This window comes from Pseudomonas sp. ATCC 43928, assembly GCF_005938665.2.
Lineage (GTDB): Bacteria > Pseudomonadota > Gammaproteobacteria > Pseudomonadales > Pseudomonadaceae > Aquipseudomonas.
The window spans coordinates 86240-106211 of sequence record NZ_CP041753.1 but is presented as its reverse complement, the minus strand read 5'-3'; the positions used below and the strand labels follow the sequence as shown (position 1 = coordinate 106211).

The 19972-nt window shown below is 61.9% G+C and carries 16 protein-coding genes; 6 read left to right on the top strand and 10 right to left on the bottom strand.

Annotated features, from left to right (window positions below):
* Positions 1-28: 28 nt before the first annotated feature.
* The 10 genes from tssH to tssA form a co-directional block, all read right to left on the bottom strand.
* Positions 29-2707: a type VI secretion system ATPase TssH gene (gene tssH, locus FFH90_RS00490; RefSeq protein ID WP_018927410.1), complete on the bottom strand. Its 2679-nt coding sequence runs from the start codon at positions 2705-2707 to the stop codon at positions 29-31.
* Positions 2700-3752, bottom strand: coding sequence for a type VI secretion system baseplate subunit TssG (tssG, locus tag FFH90_RS00485; RefSeq protein WP_138866529.1), 1053 nt, complete (start codon positions 3750-3752; stop codon positions 2700-2702). The genes tssH and tssG overlap by 8 nt, the downstream gene beginning before the upstream one ends.
* The gene (gene tssF, locus FFH90_RS00480) at positions 3716-5575 is read right to left on the bottom strand and encodes a type VI secretion system baseplate subunit TssF (RefSeq protein ID WP_138866528.1); all 1860 of its coding nucleotides are present in this window, start codon (positions 5573-5575) and stop codon (positions 3716-3718) included. Before tssF ends, tssG begins: the two co-directional genes overlap by 37 nt.
* The gene (gene tssE, locus FFH90_RS00475) at positions 5572-6084 is read right to left on the bottom strand and encodes a type VI secretion system baseplate subunit TssE (protein WP_138866527.1); all 513 of its coding nucleotides are present in this window, start codon (positions 6082-6084) and stop codon (positions 5572-5574) included. Before tssE ends, tssF begins: the two co-directional genes overlap by 4 nt.
* Positions 6078-6503, bottom strand: coding sequence for a hypothetical protein (locus tag FFH90_RS00470; RefSeq protein WP_019650056.1), 426 nt, complete (start codon positions 6501-6503; stop codon positions 6078-6080). Before FFH90_RS00470 ends, tssE begins: the two co-directional genes overlap by 7 nt.
* Positions 6503-6955, bottom strand: a complete 453-nt coding sequence (locus FFH90_RS00465; protein WP_018927415.1) for a type VI secretion system amidase effector protein Tae4 — start codon at positions 6953-6955, stop codon at positions 6503-6505. Before FFH90_RS00465 ends, FFH90_RS00470 begins: the two co-directional genes overlap by 1 nt.
* An 82-nt stretch (positions 6956-7037) precedes the next feature.
* Positions 7038-7526, bottom strand: coding sequence for a type VI secretion system tube protein Hcp (locus tag FFH90_RS00460; protein WP_018927416.1), 489 nt, complete (start codon positions 7524-7526; stop codon positions 7038-7040).
* Positions 7527-7612: 86 nt separating this feature from the next.
* Entirely contained in the window at positions 7613-9106 is a 1494-nt protein-coding gene (tssC, locus tag FFH90_RS00455; RefSeq protein WP_018927417.1) for a type VI secretion system contractile sheath large subunit, read from the bottom strand.
* Between the two features lie 15 nt (positions 9107-9121).
* Positions 9122-9631 (bottom strand): type VI secretion system contractile sheath small subunit, encoded by a 510-nt coding sequence (gene tssB, locus FFH90_RS00450; protein ID WP_007894500.1) that lies wholly within the window; start codon positions 9629-9631, stop codon positions 9122-9124.
* A gap of 81 nt (positions 9632-9712) precedes the next feature.
* Positions 9713-10744, bottom strand: coding sequence for a type VI secretion system protein TssA (gene tssA / locus FFH90_RS00445; protein ID WP_064621133.1), 1032 nt, complete (start codon positions 10742-10744; stop codon positions 9713-9715).
* Between the two features lie 404 nt (positions 10745-11148).
* Here tssA and tagH point away from each other — a divergent pair, with 404 nt between their 5' ends.
* The 6 genes from tagH to tagF all read left to right on the top strand — a co-directional run bounded on the left by tagH (position 11149) and on the right by tagF (position 19970).
* Positions 11149-12588 carry a type VI secretion system-associated FHA domain protein TagH gene (gene tagH, locus FFH90_RS00440; RefSeq protein ID WP_138866526.1) on the top strand — a complete coding sequence of 480 codons (1440 nt, stop codon included), beginning with the start codon at positions 11149-11151 and terminating at the stop codon, positions 12586-12588.
* Positions 12589-12663: 75 nt separating this feature from the next.
* The gene (tssJ, locus tag FFH90_RS00435) at positions 12664-13170 is read left to right on the top strand and encodes a type VI secretion system lipoprotein TssJ (protein ID WP_018927420.1); all 507 of its coding nucleotides are present in this window, start codon (positions 12664-12666) and stop codon (positions 13168-13170) included.
* Positions 13171-13186: 16 nt separating this feature from the next.
* Positions 13187-14521, top strand: a complete 1335-nt coding sequence (gene tssK / locus FFH90_RS00430; protein ID WP_138866525.1) for a type VI secretion system baseplate subunit TssK — start codon at positions 13187-13189, stop codon at positions 14519-14521.
* Between the two features lie 6 nt (positions 14522-14527).
* Positions 14528-15826, top strand: a complete 1299-nt coding sequence (locus FFH90_RS00425) for a DotU family type VI secretion system protein (RefSeq protein WP_018927422.1) — start codon at positions 14528-14530, stop codon at positions 15824-15826.
* Entirely contained in the window at positions 15823-19323 is a 3501-nt protein-coding gene (gene tssM, locus FFH90_RS00420) for a type VI secretion system membrane subunit TssM (RefSeq protein ID WP_138866524.1), read from the top strand. The genes FFH90_RS00425 and tssM overlap by 4 nt, the downstream gene beginning before the upstream one ends.
* On the top strand, positions 19320-19970 hold the full coding sequence (tagF, locus tag FFH90_RS00415) for a type VI secretion system-associated protein TagF (protein WP_064621130.1): 651 nt from the start codon (positions 19320-19322) through the stop codon (positions 19968-19970). Before tssM ends, tagF begins: the two co-directional genes overlap by 4 nt.
* The last annotated feature ends 2 nt before the right edge of the window (positions 19971-19972 follow it).

Below are 19972 nucleotides of genomic sequence, written 5' to 3'. Positions count from 1 at the left end.
TCGGTTCCTTCCTACGGAGGAGGGCCGCTTAGGCGGCGTCGCTGAAGTCGTAGTGCAATTCGTTGTCCCGGGCGCTGATCCGCACCCCTGCCAGCGCTTTTCCTTCGAGCATGCGGGTGAGGAACTCGCGGCTCATGTCCGGTAGCAGGCTGTTGGTCAGAATGGTGTCGATCATCCGCCCACCACTTTCGGTTTCGGTGCAACGGGAGACGATCAGGTCGATCACCGCGTCGTCGTAATCGAAGGCCACCTTGTGGGTGTTCTCCACGCGCTTTTTGATGCGGTTGAGTTGCAGGCGGGTAATGGCCTTGAGCATCTCGTCGCTGAGCGGGTAGTACGGAATGGTCACCAGGCGGCCCAGCAAGGCCGGCGGGAAAATCTCCAGCAGTGGTTGGCGCAGGGCCTTGGCGATTTCTTCGGGCTCCGGCACGTTTTGCGGGTCTTTGCAGACCTGGGCAATCAGCTCGGTGCCAGCGTTGGTGGTCAGCAGAATCAAGGTGTTCTTGAAGTCGATCACCCGGCCTTCGCCGTCCTCCATCACACCTTTGTCGAAGACCTGGAAGAAGATCTCGTGCACATCCGGGTGAGCCTTTTCCACTTCGTCCAGCAGTACCACGCTGTAGGGTTTGCGCCGCACGGCTTCGGTCAGCACGCCGCCTTCGCCATAGCCGATGTAGCCCGGTGGCGCGCCCTTGAGGGTGGACACCGTGTGAGCTTCCTGGAATTCACTCATGTTGATGGTGATGACGTTTTGCTCGCCGCCGTACATGGCTTCGGCCAGGGCCAGGGCGGTTTCGGTCTTGCCCACGCCGGAGGTGCCGGCGAGCATGAATACCCCGATCGGCTTGCTCGGGTTGTCGAGGCCGGCGCGGGAGGTCTGGATGCGTTTGGCGATCATCTGCAAGGCGTGGTCCTGGCCGATGATGCGTTTTTTCAGGTGCAGGTCGAGGTTGAGCACGGTTTCCAGTTCGTTACGGGCCATGCGGCCCACCGGAATCCCGGTCCAGTCGGCGACCACCGAGGCCACGGCCTGGTAATCGACCGTCGGCAGAATCAACGGCGTTTCCCCTTGCAGGGCGCTGAGACGCTGTTGCAGGTCCACCAGCTTTTCGCGCAAGGCGTGGCTGGTCTCGCTGCCGTCCTCGCTGTCCACCACGCCGACGCGCTCACGCAGGGTGGCGCGGGTGGCGAGCAATTCGTCTACCAGGGTTTTCTCTTCGGCCCAGCGACTTTCCAGCTCGGCGAGGCGTTCGCGTTCGGCACTCAGTAGGTTTTCACTTTGGGTTTGGCGGGCGCCGATGACGATGCCGATGGCGTGCTCGCGGGCGATGATCTGCAGCTCGGTTTCCAACGCCTCGATGCGCCGACGGCTGTCGTCCACTTCGGCCGGCACGGCGTGCAGGCTGATGGCAACGCGGGCGCAGGCGGTGTCCAGCAGGCTCACGGATTTGTCCGGCAGCTGGCGCGCGGGGATGTAGCGATGGGACAGTTTGACCGAGGCTTCCAGGGCTTCGTCGAGGATCTGCACCTGATGGTGTTTTTCCATGGTCGAGGCCACGCCGCGCATCATCAACAGCGCCTTGTCTTCCGACGGCTCGGCCACTTGCACCACCTGGAAGCGGCGGGTCAGGGCCGGGTCTTTTTCGATATGCTTTTTGTACTCGGCCCAGGTCGTGGCGGCCACGGTGCGCAGGGTGCCCCGGGCCAGGGCCGGCTTGAGCAGGTTGGCCGCGTCCCCGGTGCCGGCGGCGCCACCGGCACCTACCAGGGTGTGGGCTTCGTCGATAAACAGGATGATCGGTTTTGGTGAGGCCTGGACGTCTTCGATGACTTGGCGCAGGCGCTGTTCGAATTCACCTTTCATGCTCGCGCCGGCCTGCAACAGGCCGACGTCCAGGCTGCGCAGTTCCACATCCTTGAGCGCCGGCGGCACGTCACCGGCGACGATGCGCAGGGCAAAACCTTCGACCACGGCGGTTTTACCGACGCCGGCTTCACCGGTCAGAATCGGGTTGTTCTGCCGACGACGCATGAGGATGTCTACCAATTGGCGGATCTCTTCGTCACGGCCGACGATCGGGTCAAGCTTGCCACTGCGCGCTTGTTCGGTGAGGTCGACGGTAAAACGCTTGAGCGCTTCCTGCTTGCCCATGGCACTTGGGGCCATGGCGCCACTGGCTTCACCGGGCACGCTGCCGGCGTTGAAACCATCGCTGGCGCTGAGTGCATTTTCCGGCGAGTCGCCGACGTACTCGTCAAAACGCTCGCTCAGGGCCTCGACCTTGATCTTGTCGAACTCTGCCGACAGTCCCAGTAATCCATGGCGCAGGCTTGGGGTCTTGAGGATGCCCAGCACCAGATAACCGGTACGCACCTGGCTTTCGCCGAACATCAGGCTGCCGTAGACCCAGCCACGCTCCACGGCTTCTTCCACATGGGAAGACAAGTCAGTGATTGACGTCGAGCCTCGTGGCAAACGGTCCAGGGCGTCGGTCAGGTCCCGGGCCAGGCGCGCCGGCTCGATATTGAACTGGCGGATGAGGCGGTGCAGGTCCGAATCCTGCAATTGCAGCAACTGATGAAACCAGTGGGCCAGTTCCACATAAGGGTTACCGCGCAACTTGCAGAACACGGTGGCGGCTTCGATGGCTTTGTAGGCCACGCTGTTGAGTTTGCCGAACAACGCGGCGCGACTGATTTCACCCATGCTCTTGGCTCCTTGAGATCTGTGAGGTGTTGGCTTGCTCGGCGTAATGCCGGGCCAGTATTAAGTCCTTGGCATCTTTTGCGGGCTTGCCCACCCAGGTATTGAACCCCAGGCGGAAGCGGCCATTGAGTTGCAGCGTCGGCACTTCGGGCTGTTTCAGAACCAGGTTCAGATCCCAGTCCAGTTCATGGCCCAGGTATTCGGCCACCCAGGCCACCAGCTCATTGAAGGATGGGCTGCCGGGCAACATGCTCATGTAGTCATCCAGCTTGAGCGGCCCCAGGCGAATGCGGAATTTGTGCTGGCGATCCCAGACGCAGCGGCCCAGGCAAAAATCCACGCCCAACTGATGGGCGCTGACGCCCACGCGGCTGCGCTCCGGCAGCACCAGCCATTGGCCGACGTACTCTTCGATCTCCACCGGCAGGCCGAAGTACTCGCCGATGATTGCCTTCAAACCGTCGGGATAGCGGGTTTGTGCCGACAGATGACCGCTGTAATGCAGCTTCGCCGTGTCGGGTATCAGGCCTTGTTTGAGCAGGCTCGGCATGCCTCGACCGCTCAGCGCTGCCAGACGTGCCGACCAGTAGTCATCGTCCGGGCGATCATGGCTGACTGTCGGTCGCGCTTCGGCCCATGCCCGGTAAAACAGGCTCAGCAGGCGATGGTGGAATACATCCAGAAAGCGTTTGCTGGTGCTGTCGGCGTTGTTGCGCTGGCGTTCACGCACATATTCGGTGAGGTGCAACGGCAACGGGCCGTTGGGGCCGCCGAGGCCAAAAAAGAATTGTTCCAGACGTGCCGGCGAACCGTCGATGCCCGGCTGTACCGAGGCCAGGGTCGCCGGAGCGAAGGTGCAATCGGCTTGTTGCCCAAGGCGCAAGGGGTCATCGGCCAGGCGCAACGAATGACCCAGGCGCGGAAGCTCAGGCGATTCGCACTCGATGCGCCGTAATGCCTGGAAGAAGTCGTATTCCCAGGGCTCCTGGTGCATCGCGTCCAGGGTATTCACAGGGTCGGACGACGTCCGGGTTTGGCTTTCCATCGCATGATCTCGCCGCGCTCGGTGGTACGGATCACCGTCTCGGTAAAACTGTTGATCGACACGTAACGTGCCAGGAAGCGCTCGAACACTGCACCGAGCAAAAAGACGCCCGTGCCACGAAACGCGTTCTCATCGAATTCCAGGGTGATCTCCAGGCCGCGGCCAAACACGATCGGGCCCGGCATTGGCAAACGTCGGGTGCAGGCCTTGCTGCTGACTTCGCGCAGGCCTTCGATCTGCAATTGCAAGGCTGCATCGTTGTCGTCGCCATACAGGCGCAGCAGCTCGCGCAGGGCGGCGGCGCCCTGGCCTTGCTCGCTGAGGGACAAGTAATTGAGCGAAAGCTGGCTGATCAACCGCCAGGCCTTGGCGTCGTGGGCATGGCTGGCGCGTGGGCGGCTCGGGCCGGCCACGCAGCGTACCGCCGCTACCGGTGCGCTGTCGGCCAGGGTGAAGTCGGTCTTGTTGTTGCCCACGCTCATGAACAGGGGCAGGTCGCGGTTGGTGCATAACGCCGTTACGCCCAATTGGCGCAGGTCGTGACGATAGGGCGCCTGCTGGCTGTCCACCAGACTGACGAAGGTTTCGCTGCCGATGTAAGTCGAACGTGGGCCGTTGCGCCGCTGGCCGCTGGAGAGCATGCGGGGTTCGCGCCGCACCGTGTAATACGCCTGATCGCGGCCGTAGCGAGACGGATCGCGGACGGCGTAGAACGGCAAAAAAGGCTGTTCCGACCCGGTGCCATGGCCGGTGAGGGCGGTCAGGGAATGAATCTCGAAATCCATCGGCCGGGTACGGTCGGCGATCACATGGTGTTCATTCACCCGTTCCGACAAGTGGATGCGATCCAGGCGCTTGGGAAACAAGTTGATTGCCGGGGTGCAGAACGGCAGGAACTGTGCGGCACCGACACTGCCTTCCAGGCTCGGATCGTGACGGTCGAACAGCACGATCAATTCCAGCTCCTGGCCCTGGCAGCGTTTGACCGCCCGGCTCAACCCGGTGAAGTCGACAAACAGAAAGCGGCGGGGCAGGGCGAAGTATTCCTGCAACAGGCGATAGCCCTGGAAGGCTCGCGACACCACGGGCAGCGCGGCGTCGGTATCGTCGAACCCCACGGAGCGCAGTGCATCCTGGGGCAGGCGTTCTACCCAATCGCCGCCGGGCTGACGGGCGAAGACGGCGCAGGCGTTACCCAGCAACTGTTCGTAGAGGCGAAAGGGTTGTTCGTCGGCGCCGTTGAGGTACAGCGGCAGGTTGTCCAGGGCCAGACTGTTGAACGGCAGTTCGGCACCGGTGCGCAGGGTCAGGCGCAGGCCAGCCTTGGCCTTGGAGGCACTGGCGGCCAGGCGCCCGAGCACGGCGGACGGGTTGCCGAAGTACTCGGCCTGGCTGACCTGCAATGGCCACAACGTCACCGCATGGGCGGTGCGGTACTCACAGCAGGTTTGGCTTTCGCGACCCAGGGCTGCGCGCAGAACCGTATCCCGGGGCAACGGGAAGCCGCTGCTCAGTGAGCCTTCATCGGGGTCTGCCTGAAATTGCACCACGGTCATCGACGGTGTTGGCGCCAAGTAATGGGGGTACGCGATTTCCAGCAGGTTGTGGGTGAAGGTCGGGTATTCGGCATCGAGCTTGAGCTGTACCCGCGCCGTCAGGTAGGCGAACCCTTCCAGCAAGCGCTCGACGTACGGATCGGCGCAGTCCATGCCGGACAACGTCAGCCGACTGGCGATTTTCGGGTATTCCTGGGCGAACTCCGCCGCGCTTTCGCGTACGTGGTGCAATTCCTGGTTGTACAGTTCCAGCAGGCGCGGGTTCATGAGTGTCTCCGCTGGTCGGCGTTGACCACTCGCACATGGCCGGATTCCAGGTCCAAGTCGGTTTGCAGCATCAGGCGCAGCGGCACTGGCTGGGCCCAGAGGTCGCCTTCGATCTCGAAACTCAGGGCGTTGTGATTCATCTCGGCGGATGCCCGGGCCCGCACGCGCAGGGTATGGCGCAGAATCCGCGGCTCGAACGTGGCGATGGCCTGGTGGATCAGTGCTTCAAGCGCCACGATATCGACGTTCGATGCACTGTTGCCGGCCAGGGCTGGCAGCCCGAAGTTGACCACCGAAGTGCCGGCCGGTGTGTGCAGCGTCGCATCGGCGCTGAGCAATGAAGTGGTGTTGAGCAGCCACGCCAGGTCCCGCAACACCGAGGCTTTGAGTTGGGTCAGGGACAGCACGCGCTTGTCGGCGCTTTCCTTGAGGTTGCCTGGGTCGTCGTCGGTCAACCGATCCAGCAGGGACGGTTGCAGGCGATCGCGGGTGGCGATGTCGGTTACCACGTAAATGGCGCTACATACATTTTTTGGTCCCCTCCCGTGCCGCAGGACGCAAACGTGTTGACCGCTCCCGCCTCCAGCCCTCCCGGGATCTGGCGGATAGCCTGCATTTTGCTGAGGCAGTCGCGGCTGGGCGCAGGCATGTGCTCGCTGCGCCAGACCGAAAATATCGGGATGTTGTTGAACGTTTCTACGCGCAGTTGCTGTTGTTTATTCAGGCTGAAGCTGCAAGGCCATTCCATGTCCAGCTTCATGCGACTCTGGTCGGGTTTGACCAGCGTGCATTGACCCTGGTCGTCAATCAGGCTGAGTTGCTGCCCAACAAAGACGGCCTGGGTTGTTGGCATCTGGGCATGTTCGGCGCATGCGCTCAGGCTGGTCAGGCTTATCGCCAGGCACATGGCGAGCCGGTGATTTTTCATTATGCGAGCTCCCAGAACCAGACAGCTCTGGACCTGTAAAAGAGGTCGCCGGTTTGGGTCAGGCCCCGATTCCATAGATCAATATGATCGCCAGTACGATTGTCCGCCGACTCCCCTGACTGCTGGAAACAGTCCTTGAAGAAGATAAGCCCGGTCTTGCCCATCAACGTGCGACGCTCCTCGGCGCTGTTACCCAGAATGGTTGGCCGCCCCAGATGATGCTTCCACAACCAGTTCGCCAGCGACTCGGCACCCCGGGCGTGCTCATGTGCACACTTGGGTTCGGTATAGGTGGATTTGTTGACCTTGATGGTCAGCTCTGCATTGAGTGTCGCGCTCATGCGGATAGCACACTGGTTTTCCCAAGGGCCCTCACAGGGCTTGGCGTCAGGATACGTAACCAGAAGGTCGGAATAGGCTTTCCACAAATTGACAAACGAAGGCTTGGCCATGACTCAGACACCGGATGGGAAAGGATTGGATTCGAGCAAGCACCAAAATGCCCCCGGCGCATAACGACGGGGGCACGTTCGATTACACCTTGACGTTCTGGCGGATGTTCCAGCCGAACTTGATCGGCCCGCCTTCCTTGGTGCCGTCGGCTTTTTGCGGCTGGTAGTCCACCAGCACCTTGGCGAAGTTCAGGGTGACGTTTTCAGTCAGACGATCATCGCTGCCCGAGCCGCCGGTGCTCAGGGAACTGATCAGCACTTCTTCCAGGTTGATGATCATGTACTCGACCTGGCTTTCGCCGCCGGCCTTGCGCACGGTCAGCTTGACCTTGTCGATGTGCTTGCCGCTGGCGCAGTGCATCATCAGGTTGGGTGTAGCCTTGTCGACGTACTTGGTCAGCGACAGGTCCTGGACGTTCACCTTGCCGGCTCCGCCGCCGCCGCCCACGTGCATATTGCCGGACTGAGACATGCCCCAGCTCCAGTTCAAGACGTCGATTTCGTCCTTGTGGGCCTTGTCCATGGACTCGCCCTTGATGTCGCCGATCTTGATGAAAATATCAACAGCCATGTTCTCTCCCTGTGTGGTGTCTACCACGTTGTGTTTTTCTGATCGTTCCCACGCTGAGCGTGGGGACGATCACATCAAGGGCGGTGTTACGCGCCTTTGGCCGAAGGCAGCTTGGATACCAGGCGCAGTGACACAGTCAGACCTTCGAGCTGATAGTGCGGGCGCAGGTAGAACCGGGAGTTGTAATACCCCGGGTTGCCTTCCACCTCTTCGACAATCACTTCGGCCGCCGCCAATGGGTGCTGGGCCTTGGTGGTTTCGGTGGAGTGCGCTGGGTCACCGTCGACGTAGTTGAGGATCCAGTCCTGCAACCAGCGCTGCATTTCGTCCTTCTCTTTGAAGGAGCCGATCTTGTCGCGCACGATGCACTTCAAGTAATGGGCGAAACGGCAGGTGGCGAACAGGTAGGGCAGGCGCGCAGCCAGGTTGGCGTTGGCGGTAGCATCCGGGTCGTCGTACTCGGCCGGCTTTTGCAGCGACTGGGCGCCGATGAACGCGGCGAAGTCGGTGTTTTTCTTGTGCAGCAGCGGCATGAAACCGTTCTTCGCCAGTTCCGCTTCACGGCGGTCCGAAATGGCGATTTCGGTCGGGCACTTCATGTCCACGCCACCGTCGTCGGTCGGGAAGGTGTGCGCCGGCAGGTTCTCCACTTCACCACCAGACTCCACGCCACGAATGCGCGAGCACCAGCCAAAGTGTTTGAACGAGCGGTTGATGTTCACCGCCATCGCGTAAGCGGCGTTGGCCCAGGTGTACTTGGAGCTGTCGGCGCCGTCGGTGTTTTCTTCGAAGGCGAAGGCTTCCACCGGGTCGGTCTTGGCACCGTACGGCAGGCGTGCCAGGAAGCGCGGCATGGTCAGGCCGATGTAACGCGAGTCTTCCGATTCACGCAGCGAGCGCCAGCCGGCATATTCCGGGGTGGTGAAGATTTTGGTCAGATCGCGCGGGTTCGACAGTTCCTGCCACGAGCCCATGCCCATCACGGTCGGCGATGCGGCGGCAATGAATGGCGCGTGCATGGCGGCGCAGACTTTCGACAGTTCGCCCAGCAATTCGACATCCGGCGGCGACTGGTCGAAGTAGTAATCGCCCACCAGGCAGCCGTAAGGTTCGCCGCCGAACTGGCCGTATTCTTCTTCGTACATCTTTTTGAAGATCGGGCTCTGGTCCCATGCGGTGCCCTTGAATTTCTTCAGGGTCTTGTGCAGGTCGGTCTTGGAGATGTTGAGCACGCGGATCTTGAGCTGCTCGTCGCTCTCGGTGTTGTTGACCAGGTAGTGCAAGCCACGCCAGGCGCTTTCCAGTTGCTGGAACTCCGGGTGATGGATGACCTGGTTGACCTGGGCGGTGAGCTTGGCGTCGATGGCGGCGATGATCGACTCAATCGACTTGATGGCGTCGTTGGACACCAGGTCGGTCTGCGCCAGGGCCTGTTCGGCCAGGGTGCGCACGGCGGTCTCGACGGCTTCACGGGCGCGTTCGGTCTTGGGTTTGAATTCTTGCAGCAGCAGGGAGGCGAACTCGCTGGCTTCTTCGGTGGTGCCCAGTGTCTGGGCGCTTGCGCGTACTGGATCGGTCATGATCATTCGTCCTGATTAAGCCTGAGGCTCGGCGGGCTTGGGCGCACTGGCAAGTGCCTGGAGCAGCGCCGGATCCTTGATGGCCTTCATGATGATTTCTTCGGCACCGGTCTTGCCGTCCATGTAGGTCAGCAGGTTGGCCAATTGAGTGCGCGCTTCGAGCAGCTTGTTTAGCGAGTCGACTTTGCGCGCCACGGCGGCCGGGCTGAAGTCGTCCATGCTTTCAAAGGTGATGTCCAGGCTCAGGTTGCCTTCGCCGGTCAGCTCGTTGGGCACGTGGAACGCAACGCGTGGCTGCATGGCCTTGAGGCGGGAGTCGAAGTTGTCCACATCCACTTCAAGGAACTTGCGATCGGCCACAGGTGCCAGAGGCTCGGCGGGCTTGCCGGCGAGGTCAGCCATAACGCCCATTACGAAGGGCAACTGGACCTTTTTCTCGGCGCCGTAAAGCTCGACGTCGTACTCGATCTGCACTCGAGGCGCACGGTTGCGCGCGATGAATTTCTGAGAACTTTGCTTCGCCACGTTGCTGCTCCTGGTCGCTCAAGCGACGGTGTTGGCGTCATCGGCGGTGCCGGTGACGTGACTGCGTGATCCGTACGCTTTTTATTCGCTGTCTGGTCCGCGCAGGTTTTCAAATTGGCTGATGCCGTCGGGAATCAGGTTGCGCACGATCGCCGCGAAGTCGGCGTGCACCAGATTCTTTGCCCGATTCAACAGCACCGGCAGGGGGCTGGAGGGCTCGTGACGGGTGTAATACGCAAGAATCCGGTCCAGGCTGCGCAGCACGTCGTCACGGTTGTTGATTTCGCCGCTGCTGGCGTTGGCGTTGCGCGGCGCGCTTGGCGCGGTGGGGTATTCAACCGGCGCGGCACTGTCGTCGCTGATGGCATCGGGCTGGGGGCTGTCGCCGCTCTGCGGGGCGAACTGGCCGAGAATCTGCAAGGCCATTTTGAGCGGTTGCTTCAATGGGCCAAGGTCAACGCCCTGGGCGGAGCCGACTTGTTCGCTGACGTGTTGCTCGATGGTCTCGGCGGCGCTACGGGCCTCGTGCAAGGCTTTGCGGATGATGTCCAACTGTTCGGGATCGCTGTCGAGGAACGCTCCGGCGAGTTGTTCGGCGCCGAGGTTTTCGTCAGGGAAGCTTTGCAGACCGCTGGCGTTGGCGGCGGCGCGCAGGCTGACAGCGCCAAAGGTTCGCGAACGGGCCAGGATACTTTCGCGCAGCAGGCGAATGGTGGCATCGGACGCCAGGCCGGCGAGGGCATTGATGCGCACGGTGGGATCGTTGTCGTCTTCGGCATCCAGGCGTGGATGCAGGTCGGCCCAGTATTGCTTGAGCAATTCGCTGATCAGCGTCAGGACGCGGGCCAGGCCGGGGACACCTTCCAGGGCAAGGGAGCTTTGCAAAAGGAAATGGGTGATACGCAGGTCTTTGCTGCGTTGCAACAAATCCAGGCTTTGCTGCTGGATGCTGCGCCATTCAGGCGGTTCGGCAGGCAATATCGAATCGCCCATGCTGCGCTCGGGCTGGCCTTGGGAATCGCGTTCCAGGCGCAAAAAGTCAGCGTCGTATTCCAGATCTTCGCCACAAGGCGAAGTCGCGGAAACGGCGGCGAGCAGCAAAGGCACTTCCACTGAAATTGATCTCCCTATCGCCCGCGACAGAAACGGGCAGTTCACACGTTAGTTCCAAGTGGAACTTCGCATGTTTCCTTGTGTGTAATGGCCCTTTGGATCCTCTGTGATCTTAAAGTGCCATCACTGTATTCAAGAAAGTTGTTCATTTTTGGTGTAGTACTTATGGCTTGTCAAGGTAAGCTATTTCTCCTGTGTGACAGATGTGAGGTGCTTAACAACCCTCGCGACCGGTAGGTCCAAGAAGGTACTGACGCAGATTTTTTGTCACGTAAACCGGTTAAGATCAGCAAATGTGCTGGTAAAAAGCTGTTTTTTAGGTTGTTTGCAAGGTTTGTCGGCGAGCTTCGCGGGGATTGATCCCTTCATTCGCCGGCGCGCAAAGTGTGCAGCAAGGAGGCAAGATGCCGCTGTGTTTGACTATCACTAGTTATCACAAGATTACCCCTGGTCAATGCTCTGAAAAATCCATGGATCAGGGAGTAATGGCAATTGGCCGTAATTCTGATAATGACTGGGTATTGCCCGATCCAGAGCGCTTGGTTTCCGGAAAGCATTGCGTTATTCAATATAAAGATGGCCGGTATTATTTAACCGATAACAGCACTAATGGTGTGGAATTGGTTAAGGCCGGCATTCGTCTGCGCAAAGGAAACAGCGAGCCATTGCAAGATGGGGAAGTTATCCGCATAGGTGATTATGAAATCCAGGCGCGCATCGATTTCAATCTGCCGGTGACTGACAACAACCCTTTTGCCGATTCGTCCAACAGCTTCGAGGCTCTGATGGGGCGTCAGGGCGCCGGCGTGGCTACGCCGACATCGTCGCCCATGACACCACCTGCACATTTCCAGGGTGTGTCGGCCATGGACACGCTGCCGGACTTGTTCGACTTTCTGGCACCGAGCAGCATCCCGCCAGCCACTCAGTCCGACCATGTTCCGGCTGAGCAGCACGATTTCCGCCCACCGACCCCGATCCCCAACCCGACGCCCATGGCCGAGCCTGTGCCGCTGGCGTCGGCCCCAGCCCCAGCCCCAGCGCCGGTGATTCCGGAAGATTGGGACCTGTTCAGCGACAAGCCCGCGCCGGTGGCGGTTGCCCCCCTGCCTGTCGCCCCCTTGCCTGTTGCAGAAGTTGCGCCACCACCCGTACCTCAAATCAGCGTGCCGATCGAGCCGGCACCCCTGCGCGAACCGCCCGTGGCTATCGTTGAGCCCCCGGTCAATCCGGTCAGCCCGGTCGACCATTCGCAACCCGACCTGTTACGAGCCTTTCTGCGCGGCGCCGGGCTGGATCAAGTGCGCCTGGAAAAGGCCCAGGCCGAAGCGCAGATGGAAAACATCGGCCGCAGTTATCGATTGATGGTCGAAGGCCTGATCGATGTCTTGCGCGCCCGCAGCAGCCTCAAGGGCGAGTTTCGCATTCAGCAGACGATGATTCAGCCGGTGGAAAACAACCCGCTGAAATTCGCTCCCAACGTCGATGAGGCCTTGCTGCTGCTGTTGCGCCACACCAATCAGGCGTTCATGGCGCCGGACCTGGCGGTGCGCGACAGCTTCGATGACTTGCGTGCCCACCAGTTGGCGGTGATGGCCGGTGTGGAAGCGGCGATCAAGCATCTGCTGTCGCGTTTCGAGCCGGCACAACTGGAAGAGCGCATGGGCAAGCCCGCTGGCCTGTCGAGCATTTTCAATGGTTCACGACAGGCCCAGTACTGGCAGCAGTTCACCGAGCTCTACAGCAATATTTCCCGTGAGGCCCAGGAGGATTTCCAGGACCTGTTCGGTCGGGAATTCAGCCGTGCCTACGAAGAACACAGTACCAGGCAACGCCGCCGCTGAGCGTGGCCGTTGCATAACGGCATTCAGAGCAAAGAACGGAACAACGGATAGCTGAAACGTCATTGAGGACGCAGGATGATTCACAGGTTTTTACTCGCAGTCGCCACCGCGCTTCTGCTGACCGCGTGTGCCAAGGAGGCCACCAAACCCCAGCCCGAAGAGGCTGAGGCCGACACGGCCGCCGTCGAGTTGCACTTTCACGCCATCGCCGGGCTCAACCCCGGAGCCACTGGGCAGCCGGCCCCGGTCCGGGTGCGCATTTTCGAATTGAAGAATGCTGCCACCTTCGGTCGTTCCGATTATTTCGCACTGGCCGAACGAGCCCAGGCGACGCTCGGTGCGGATCTGATCGACCAGGACGAAGTGCTGATCCAGCCTGGCCAGCAGTTGAGTCTGCAGCGTGACCTCGATCCGGCCACCCGCCATATCGGCGTGCTGGTGGGGTATCGCGAGCTGGATCAGTCGCTGTGGCGCACGGTGATGAACGTCCCGCCGCGCCAATACACCGAATACCAGATCAGCCTCGACGTGCGAGCCGTGCGCAGCGCCGTCGCGGTTCCCCCATCCAGCCCTGCCCAATAAACAATCGGAGCCCCCCATGTCCTGGAACAATCGCGTGGTCTGGTCGGAAGGCATGTTCATTGGAACGCAGCACTTCCAGCAGCATGACCGTTACCTGGAGAATCTCATCGACGCCCGGAGTCGCCCATTGTCGGCCGGTGCCTGGGGGTTTTCTGAGTTGCTGATCGACCAGGGCCTGCTGGCCCAGGGCAAACTGGCGATCATCTCGGCGCGGGGCCTGTTGCCAGACGGCACGCCATTCAACATTCCCCAGGATGATCTGGCGCCGAGCCCGCTGAATATCGATGACAACCTGCGCGATGGTTTGGTGTACCTGGCCTTGCCGCTCAAGCGCGCCGGCGCGCGTGACACCGTTGACGAAGGCGAGGCCCTGGGCGCTGCGCGCTATGTGAGTCAGGTGCGCGAAGTGCGGGACGACAACGCGCCGTTCGAAAACCAGGCCCCGGTGGCCGTGGGGGCGAGGGCACTGCGATTATTGGTCGCCCGGGATGGCATCAGCGACTACGCGGCCATCGGCCTGGTGCGAATCAAGGAGAAACGCGCCGACCGCGCCTTGGTGCTCGATGACACTTACATCCCGCCGCTGCTGGATGTGGTCGCCTCCACGCCCTTGGCTGCGTTTCGCAACGAGCTACTGGGCCTGCTTCATCAACGCGGCGAAGCGCTCGCTGGGCGGGTGGTGGCGTCCGGTGCCGGCGGTGCTTCGGAGATTGCCGACTTCATGCTGCTGCAACTGGTCAACCGTGCTCAGCCGTTGATCCAGCACTTGAGCCACTTGAGCCCTTTGCATCCCGAGCGCTTCTACAGCGAGTTGGTGAGCCTGGCCGGGGAATTCTCGACTTTTACCGCTTCCGGGCGGCGACCGCAGGAATTCCCGCAGTACCAGCATGATGACCTCGCGCTGAGCTTTGCGCCGGTGATGCAAGCCCTGCGTGAAGCGCTGTCGATGCTGATCGACAGCAAGGCCACGCCGATTCCGATCGTCGAAAAAGCCTATGGCATTCATGTGGCCATGCTGGCTGACAAGACCCTGCTCGACAACGCCAGTTTTATTCTGGTGGTGCGCGCCGATGTACCTGCCGAGACCCTGCGCAGCCGCTTCGGCCTGCAGAGCAAAATCGGCTCGGTGGAACACATTCGCGACATGGTCAACCTGCAATTGCCGGGCATCGGTCTGCTGCCGCTGCCGGTGGCGCCACGGCAGATTCCCTATCACGCCGGCTCCACCTATTACGAACTCGACCGGGGCAGCGAGCATTGGCAACAACTGGCCAACTCCGGCGGTTTTGCGTTCCACATCGCGGGTCAGTTCCCGGGGTTGAACCTGGCTTTCTGGGCGATCCGAGGATAAACCGCGATGAATAACGACGATCGTACCCAGTTCATGCCGACACCCGGTGGCCGTGGCGCCGAGCCGGCCCGCCCGGACCCTGGCCGCGCCCAGCCCGCGCCACTGTCGATGCCGGCCGCGCCGCTGTTGACCGGCAAAGCCGAAGGTCTCAACCCCCTGGAGAGCGCCGCGGGCCCGCTGCTGGCTTTGCTGACCCGCTTGCGCAACACCATTGCCCACCCGGCACCGGCGAGTCTGCGGGCGCAACTACTGGCCTACCTGCGCCAGTTCGAGGAGCGCGCCGAGGCCGCCGGCGTGGTGCGCAACGATGTGTTGCTGGCCCGTTACGCCTTGTGCACCGCCCTGGATGAAGCGGTGTTGAGTACGCCGTGGGGTGGCACCGGCGACTGGGGCAAGCAGAGCCTGCTGATCACCGTGCACAACGAGGCCTGGGGCGGCGAGAAGGTGTTCCAGCTATTGGAACATTGCCTGCAAAGCCCCCGCGAACGTTTGTATCTGTTGGAGCTGTTGTACCTGTGCATGTGCCTGGGTTTCGAAGGGCGTTATCGGGTCATGAATGATGGTCGCAGCCAACTGGAGGCGTTGCGTGAGCGCACCAGTGCGGTTATCCGCAGCGCCCGTGGCGAATATGAGCGTGAACTGTCGCCCCATTGGCGCGGCGTGACCGTGGCGCGCGATCGACTGGCGCAATTCATGCCGCCATGGATCGCGGTGGCCATCGGTGTGGCGTTGCTGCTGGCCCTGGTGTTCGGCCTGCGCTTGAAACTGGCCGCCGATGCCGAGCCGGTGTTTAAAAACATTCATGCGCTGGGCGAGATCCCGGTGCAGGCCATCGACCGTCCGGTGGTGCAGCCGAAACTGGTCGAGCGGCCACGCTTGGCCGGTTTTCTCGCTGATGAAATCAAGGCCGGCCGGGTGGCCGTGGAAGATGCCGTTGACCGTTCAGTGGTGACTATCCGTGGCGATGAGCTGTTCGCCTCGGGCAGCGCCAGTATCGTCGACAATTTCCAGCCGCTGATGCTGCGCATCGCCGATGCCATTCGCAAGGTCAAGGGCCAGGTCCGGGTGACCGGTCACAGTGACAATCGCCCGATTGCCACCTTGAGGTTTCCATCGAACTGGGCGTTGTCCGAGGCGCGGGCCACTTCGGTGCTGCAAATCCTTTCGGCCAAGACCGGCCAGCCCGAGCGCTTCAGCGCCGAAGGCCGCAGCGACACCGAACCGTTGGCCTCGAACGCTACGACCGAGGGCCGCGCACGCAATCGTCGGGTCGAAATCACAGTGTTGGCGGAGGGGGTCGAGTGAAGGCGTTTTTCAGTTTTATGACCCGCTGGGTCATTCCGTTGCTGGGGCTGATCGCCCTGAGCCTGATCATCTGGTTTGTCGGGCCGCTGCTTGAACTCCTGGTGCCCGAAGGCCGGCGCTGGACGCTGATCATTCTGGTATTCGCGGTGTGGATCGCCTATCGAGTGTTTCGCATCATCCAGGCCCGCCGTCAGGCCGCCGAAGTCATGCGCAGCCTGGCGGCGCAAACCCCGCCGGACCCGACCAGCATCGCTACGGCCGAAGAGCTCGAAACCCTGCGCCAGCGCATGGACGAAGCCCTGACGCTGTTGAAGAAAGCCAAGCTGGGCGGCGACGAACGACGCAATCTCTACGAATTGCCGTGGTACGTGATCATCGGCCCGCCGGGTTCGGGCAAGACCACGGCGCTGGTCAACTCCGGTCTGCATTTTCCGTTGGCCGCGCAGTTGGGCGCCGGTGCGGTGCGCGGCGTCGGCGGTACGCGCAATTGTGATTGGTGGTTTACCGACCAGGCTGTGCTGCTCGACACCGCAGGCCGCTACACCACTCAGGACAGCGACGCGACGGTCGACAAGGCCGCATGGCTGGGCTTTCTGGGTCTGTTGAAAAAACAGCGGGCCCGTCGCCCGATCGACGGTGCATTTATCGCCATCAGCCTCTCCGACCTGTTGCTGGGCAGCGACTCCGAACGCGCCGCCCATGCCGCTGCGATACGCCTGCGCATTCAGGAGCTGTACGCCCAACTGGGCGTGCGCTTCCCGATCTACCTGATGCTGACCAAGCTCGATCTGGTGCCTGGGTTCATGGAGTATTTCGACACCCTGAGCAAGGAAGAGCGAGCCCAGGTCTGGGGCATGACCTTCGCTCTGGATGACGGCAAAAGCAATGACAGCCCGCTGGCCCATCTGCAAAGCGAATTCGCCGGTCTGGAGCAACGCCTGAACGATCGGCTGGTGGAGCGCTTGCAGCAGGAACGCGACCCGGCGCGACGCGATCTGATCTACGGTTTTCCACAGCAGTTCGGCGCGTTGAAGGATTGCCTGCAAAGCTTCCTTGAGGGCGTGTTCAAACCCAACGCCTTTGAAGAGCGGGCGCTGTTGCGCGGGGTGTATTTCACCAGCGGCACCCAGGAAGGCAGCCCGATTGACCGGCTGATCGGCTCCATGGCCCAGAGCATGAACCTGGACCGCCAGCACCTGGTGCGCCAGAACGGCACCGGGCGCAGTTACTTCATCGAAAAGCTCTTCAGCGCCGTGGCCTTTGCCGAGCGTGGACTGGTGGGGGTCAACCCGAAAGTCGAACGTCGACGCAAGTGGATCGCCCAGGGCGTGCTGGCCTCGACCGTAGCCTTGGTGCTGGTGGTCGGGACCTTGTGGTGGGTCAGCTACCGCGCCAATCAGGCGTATATCGCGCAAGTCGATCAGAAAGTCGTGCCCCTGGGCCAGACCGTGCAGAACCTCAGCCCGGCGCAGCGGGACGTGCTCGCCGTGTTGCCCTTGCTCAACGCAGTGAAGCACTTGGCCGATGATGCGCCGAACTGGGCCGAAGGCTTGGGTCTGTATCAGGGCGACATGCTTGAAGCCGAGTCCGGCAGCGTTTATCGCAAGCTGTTGATCGCGGTCTTCGCGCCGCGCTTGCTCACGCGTATCGAGGAGCAACTGCACGGCGGCGGCAATTCGGACTTCCTTTACGAAGGCTTGAAGGCCTACCTGATGCTCGCCGACAGCGAGCATTACGATGCTGATTTCATCAAGGCATGGATCGCCCTGGACTGGGACCGCAGCCTGCCGCGCGACTTACCGGCCGAGCAGCGCGTAGCCCTCGGTGAGCACTTGCAGGCGCTGTTCGAACGCCATCCGCCCACTGCGCGTCTCGACCCACGCCTGATCGACGATTTACGCCGGCAGTTGCAACAGCTGCCGGTGGCCCAGCGTGTCTACGACCGGATCAAACGGCAGAAACTGCCGGACGGCATTGCGGACTTTCGTCTTAACGAAGCGGCCGGGCGCGATGCTGCGCTGGTGTTCAGCCGCAAGAGCGGCAAGCCGCTGGGCGACCCCTTGAGTGGCTTCTTCACGGCCAAGGGTTACCGCCAAGGGTTTTTGCTCACCAGCCTGAACCAGGCCGGCACCCTGGCCGAGGAGCAGTGGGTGCTCGGTCGCGATCAGGCAGAACAACAGAACGTCGCCAGCCTGGCTGCCGATGTACGCCGTTTGTATTTCCAGGATTACCAGCGCCAGTGGGACGCCTTGTTGGCTGATATCGACTTCGTGCCGATCACCAGCGTGGCCCAGGCCGCCGATGTGCTGCGGGTGATTTCCGGGCCGACTTCGCCGTTGAAAAAACTGCTGGTGGCGGTGGCGAAGGAAACCGACCTGCAACAGGAAGAACGCGTGCTGGCCGCCAAGGGCGCGCCGGTGGAGGGCGGGGTCGACAAGCTCAAAGAGCGCTTGGGCACTTTGCTCGGCCAGGAGCAGGCGATGCAAAACACGCCTGAGGCCAGTGACGATCCAGTCACCGCGCATTTTGCCGAACTCAACCGCATCGTCAGCAAGAACGAAGGCGAGCCGGCAGCCATCGACGGCCTGCTGGCCGACATGAACGCCCTGTATGTGCAGGTCAGCGCCATGGTCGGTGCCAGCGGCGACGCCTTGCTTGGCGAAGCCAAGAACCAGGCCGCAGCGGCGGCGACGCGGGTCAGCCTCAACGCCGAGCGTCAACCGGCGTTGGTGCAGGGCCTGGTCAAGTCGGTGGTCAACTCCACCACCAACAGCATGATGGGTGGAGTACGCAATCAACTGAACGCGGCCTGGACCAGCGAAGTGGTGAACATCTATCGCCAGTCCCTGGCCGGGCGTTATCCGATGTCGCCAGGCAGTGCACGGGACGCGACTCTCGACGACTTCGGTCAGTTCTTCGGCGTGGGCGGGGTGATGGACAACTACTTCCGCAAATACCTGCAGCCCTACGTGGATACCTCGACCCAGGCCTGGCGCTGGCAACCGGGCGCCGCGCAGAAGCTCGGCATCGCCCCGGGCGTGCTGCAAACCTTCCAGCGGGCAGCGACCATCCGGGATGCGTTTTTCCGTTCCGGCGGTACCCAACCGATGGTGCGCTTCGAACTCAAGCCCGTGGCCATGGATTCCACCATCACCCAGTTTTTGCTCGACCTCGACGGCCAGCAATTGAGCTACGACCACGGACCTAGCCGTCCGACCGCCATGCAATGGCCCAACCCCGGCAGCATCGGTGTGGTGCGGATCTCGATCATGCCGCCCACGGCCAGCGGTCGGTCCGGCATCACCCTGGACGGGCCCTGGGCCTGGTTCCGCCTGCTCGAGCAATCGGACCTCACCGCCGGCAACTCGCCGGACCGCTTCAACCTGCGGCTGCGGGTCGACGGCGCCAGTGCCTCTTATGAGCTACGGGCCAACAGCGCCTTCAACCCGTTCAAGAGCCGTGTGCTCAGCGGTTTCAGCCTGCCGGAGCGCTTATGAGCACGCCGGGCTTCTATGGAAAGTTGGCCAGTCGCGGGGACTTTGTCAGCCGTGGCTTGCCGCAGAGTTTTATCGGCCCTTGGGATTCGTGGCTGGCAGCGGGGTTGCTCGCCAGCCAGAGCCTTGGCGACCGTTGGCTGAATGCCTATCTGGTCAGTCCGCTGTGGCGCTTTATGGTTGCGCCCGGTGTGTGTGGGCCGCAGGCCGCCGTGGGGGTGGTGATGCCGAGCATTGATCGGGTTGGCCGGTATTTTCCGCTGACCGTCGCGGTGCTGCTGGATCACGACGCTGATCCTGCGTCGGTGATAGGCGGCTCGGATATCTGGTTTGAACAGGTCGAGCAATTGCTGTTGAGCACCTTGAACGTGGAGGCAAGCTTCGAGGCCTTCGGTGCAGGACTGGAGGCGCTGGGCAGCCCGGCTTATCTGCGACGCACCCCGAGCGGCCGTTTTGCCGGGTTGCACCGCTTTGATGTCACTGATCCGCAGGCGCGAATGATCGCCCTCGCCGAACAGGCCTGCGAAGGGGCCAGTGTGTGGTGGGGCCAGGGTTCGGAGCGCATCGCCCCCGGTTTATTGCGGTGCCAGGGCCTGCCGGCCGCCGCTGATTTTGCGCAATTTTTGCTCGGCCAAGAAGGTGTTGTGTAGAT

Coding starts and splice junctions, on each gene's coding strand:
- tssH (WP_018927410.1), bottom strand. CDS start 2,707: ATGGGTGAAATCAGTCGCGCCGCGTTGTTCGGCAAACTCAACAGCGTG.
- tssG (WP_138866529.1), bottom strand. CDS start 3,752: ATGGAAAGCCAAACCCGGACGTCGTCCGACCCTGTGAATACCCTGGAC.
- tssF (WP_138866528.1), bottom strand. CDS start 5,575: ATGAACCCGCGCCTGCTGGAACTGTACAACCAGGAATTGCACCACGTA.
- FFH90_RS00470 (WP_019650056.1), bottom strand. CDS start 6,503: ATGAAAAATCACCGGCTCGCCATGTGCCTGGCGATAAGCCTGACCAGC.
- FFH90_RS00465 (WP_018927415.1), bottom strand. CDS start 6,955: ATGGCCAAGCCTTCGTTTGTCAATTTGTGGAAAGCCTATTCCGACCTT.
- FFH90_RS00460 (WP_018927416.1), bottom strand. CDS start 7,526: ATGGCTGTTGATATTTTCATCAAGATCGGCGACATCAAGGGCGAGTCC.
- tssC (WP_018927417.1), bottom strand. CDS start 9,106: ATGACCGATCCAGTACGCGCAAGCGCCCAGACACTGGGCACCACCGAA.
- tagH (WP_138866526.1), top strand. CDS start 11,149: ATGCCGCTGTGTTTGACTATCACTAGTTATCACAAGATTACCCCTGGT.
- tssJ (WP_018927420.1), top strand. CDS start 12,664: ATGATTCACAGGTTTTTACTCGCAGTCGCCACCGCGCTTCTGCTGACC.
- tssK (WP_138866525.1), top strand. CDS start 13,187: ATGTCCTGGAACAATCGCGTGGTCTGGTCGGAAGGCATGTTCATTGGA.
- FFH90_RS00425 (WP_018927422.1), top strand. CDS start 14,528: ATGAATAACGACGATCGTACCCAGTTCATGCCGACACCCGGTGGCCGT.
- tagF (WP_064621130.1), top strand. CDS start 19,320: ATGAGCACGCCGGGCTTCTATGGAAAGTTGGCCAGTCGCGGGGACTTT.